Raw genomic sequence first — 2,740 nt, 5'->3', positions numbered from 1 at the left:
GTGCGTATTCCGGACCAACGTGACCGCTGATTCCGGTCATCGTGACCGGGCGATTCCGGGAACGTGACCGGCGAATCCGGTCATCGTGACCGGGCCGTTGGACTACGACACCGGAATGGTGTTGCGCATGAATCAACCTGGCGGACCAAGTAGCTTCACTGCATTTGCAGGAGCCCCATGGCCGCCCCAAGGATCAACATGCGCAAACTCAAAGACGCCTTGCGTCTCAAACTCGAAGGTGGGCAATCCCACCAGCAAATAGCCACCGCTCTGGGCATCTCCAAAGGTGTGGTCACCAAGTACGTCGGCTTGGCCGTGGCCGCCGGCCTGGACTGGCCCACCGTGGCAGCGATGGACGAAGCAGCCCTGGAGCGGCAGCTTCTTTCCGCACCGCGGCCCAGCGATATCTACGCCCAGGCCGACTACGGCCGCATTCACCAGGAGCTGCGCCGCAAAGGCATGACGCTGGCACTGCTGTGGGAGGAATACTGCGCCCAGACCGGCGACGAACACGACCCCGAGCATCCCGTCAAACCCTGGCGCTACTCGCAGTTCTGCGAGAACTACCGCCAGTTTGCCAATCGTCTGAAGCGCTCAATGCGCCAAGTCCACCGCGCCGGCGAGAAGCTGTTCATCGACTACGCCGGACCCACGGTGGCTTTGACCAATGGCCAGCGCGCCAACATCTTTGTCGCCGCCATGGGCGCCTCGGGCTACTGCTTCGCGCTGGCCACGCCGGCGCAAACGGCCTGCGACTGGCTCGGCGCCACGGCGCGCGCGCTGACCTTCTTTGGCGGCGTGCCGCAACTCATCGTCCCAGACAACCCACGCGCCTTGGTCAAAAGCGCCAACCGCTACGAGCCACAGTTGAACGACACCGTGCTCGACTTTGCCCGCCACTACGGCTGCTCGGTGCTGCCCGCGCGGGCTTATCACCCACAGGACAAAGCCAAGGTCGAGCTCAGCGTGCAACTGGTGGAGCGCTGGATCTTGGCGCGCCTGCGCAAGATCCAGTTCGCCACCATCGACGACGTCAACGACGCCATGGCCCCGCTGCTGGAATACCTCAACCAGCGCGCCTTCCAGAAGCTGCCCGGCTGCCGGGCCAGCGTGTTCAAGGAAATCGATGCCCCGGCGCTGATGGCGCTGCCGCTGCAAGCCTGGGAATGGGCGGTCTTCAAAACCGTGCGCGTGCATATCGACAGCCACATCGAGTTCGAAGCCCACCGCTACAGCGTGCCCCACGCCCTGGTGGGCATGGCGCTGGAGCTGCGCATCACGGCCAGTGCCGTGGAGGTGGTGCACCGCGGGCAACGCGTGGCCAGCCACAGGCGCTGTGCGCACCCGGGGGGCTTCACCACCGTGGCTGAACACCTGCCCGATCGGCACCAAGCCCAGGCCCAGTGGACGCCCGAGCGGCTCATCCATTGGGGCGAGCGTGTCGGCGTGGCCTGCGCCCTCACGGTGCGCCGGATGCTGGAGCGGCAGCGGCATCCCGAGCACGCGTACCGAGCGTGCCTGGGGTTGTTGTCCTTGAGCAAACGCTACGGCGACGCACGCCTGGAGGCGGCCTGCGTGTTGGCGTGCGCGTTGGGCACCTCCAAGTACACGCACATCCGCGACATCTTGGTGAACCGGCGCGACCTGCTGCAAGCCAGCACCACGCCCGAGTGGACGAGCCCGTCGCACGCGCATGTGCGCGGCGCGGATTACTACCAATGAACATCCCACACGAGAACGAGACGACCATGATGATGAACACGACCCTGAATCAGCTGCGCGGCTTGCGGCTGGAGACCATGGCCCAGGCCCTGGAGCAGCAACTGCGCACCGGCGGCATGGCCGCCATGAGCTTTGAGGAGCGGCTCGCCCTGCTGGTGGACCGCGAAGTGCATGGCCGGCAGGACCGGCGCTGCGCGCGCCTGCTCAAGTTGGCCAAGCTCAAATACCCACAGGCCGCCATTGAGGACTTGGACAGCCGCAGCACGCGCGGCATTGAGCGCAGCGCGGTGATGAGCCTGGCCCTGGGCGATTGGGTGCAGGCCGGGCATGCGGTGCTGATTACCGGCCCCACCGGGGCGGGCAAATCGTGGTTGGGGTGCGCCTTGGCGCAGCACGCTTGCAGGCGTGGCCACAGCGCCATCTACCAACGCGTGCCCCGCCTGGGCGAGGAGCTGCGCATACGGCACGCCAATGGCACCTTCACGCGTTGGTTGGACACGCTCAAGAACACGGACGTGTTGCTGCTCGATGACTGGGGGATGACGGCCATGGATGCGCAAACGCGGGCCGATTTGCTGGAGATCATTGATGACCGGGCGGCCAGCCGCGCCACGATCATCACCAGCCAGTTGCCCATTGAGCATTGGCACGAATGGATTGGTGACGCCACGATGGCCGACGCGATGCTGGATCGGCTGATGCAAAGCCATCACCGACTCACGCTCACCGGAGAGTCGTTGCGCAAGAAGGTGCCGGCCAAAGGCAAGGCGGGCTCGCAGGCGCCCGCAAGCAAAGATACCGATTGATTCTCTGATGCCTGTCGAGCGGGATCATGCATACATGCCCGATCGGGGGGTGCCTCCGGCGGCCTGGCGGGGGCCTGACGAAACCGTTTCAACAACAATTTGAGAAAGGAAAGCCAACCCTCAAAGCAAGCCAAACCTAAAATCAAGCCGCGCAACACCACCATCGGTCACGATGACCGGAATCAGCGGTCACGTTCGCCGGAATACGCACC

2 protein-coding genes are annotated in these 2,740 nt (G+C 64.9%); both read left to right on the top strand.

All coding sequences use genetic code 11. The features are described 5' to 3' along the window. Positions 1-177: 177 nt before the first annotated feature. Entirely contained in the window at positions 178-1,722 is a 1,545-nt protein-coding gene (gene istA, locus THIARS_RS00010; RefSeq protein WP_094158946.1) for an IS21 family transposase, read from the top strand. A gap of 26 nt (positions 1,723-1,748) precedes the next feature. Beyond that, the gene (istB, locus tag THIARS_RS00005; protein WP_094158947.1) at positions 1,749-2,528 is read left to right on the top strand and encodes an IS21-like element helper ATPase IstB; all 780 of its coding nucleotides are present in this window, start codon (positions 1,749-1,751) and stop codon (positions 2,526-2,528) included. The last annotated feature ends 212 nt before the right edge of the window (positions 2,529-2,740 follow it).

The organism is Thiomonas delicata, assembly GCF_900088825.1.
Classification (GTDB): Bacteria; Pseudomonadota; Gammaproteobacteria; order Burkholderiales; family Burkholderiaceae_C; genus Thiomonas_A; species Thiomonas_A delicata.
This window is presented reverse-complemented; position numbering and strand designations above follow the sequence as displayed.

Excerpts from the sequence above, each read along its gene's own strand:
- istA (WP_094158946.1), top strand. The coding sequence starts at position 178 with ATGGCCGCCCCAAGGATCAACATGCGCAAACTCAAAGACGCCTTGCGT.
- istB (WP_094158947.1), top strand. The coding sequence starts at position 1,749 with ATGATGATGAACACGACCCTGAATCAGCTGCGCGGCTTGCGGCTGGAG.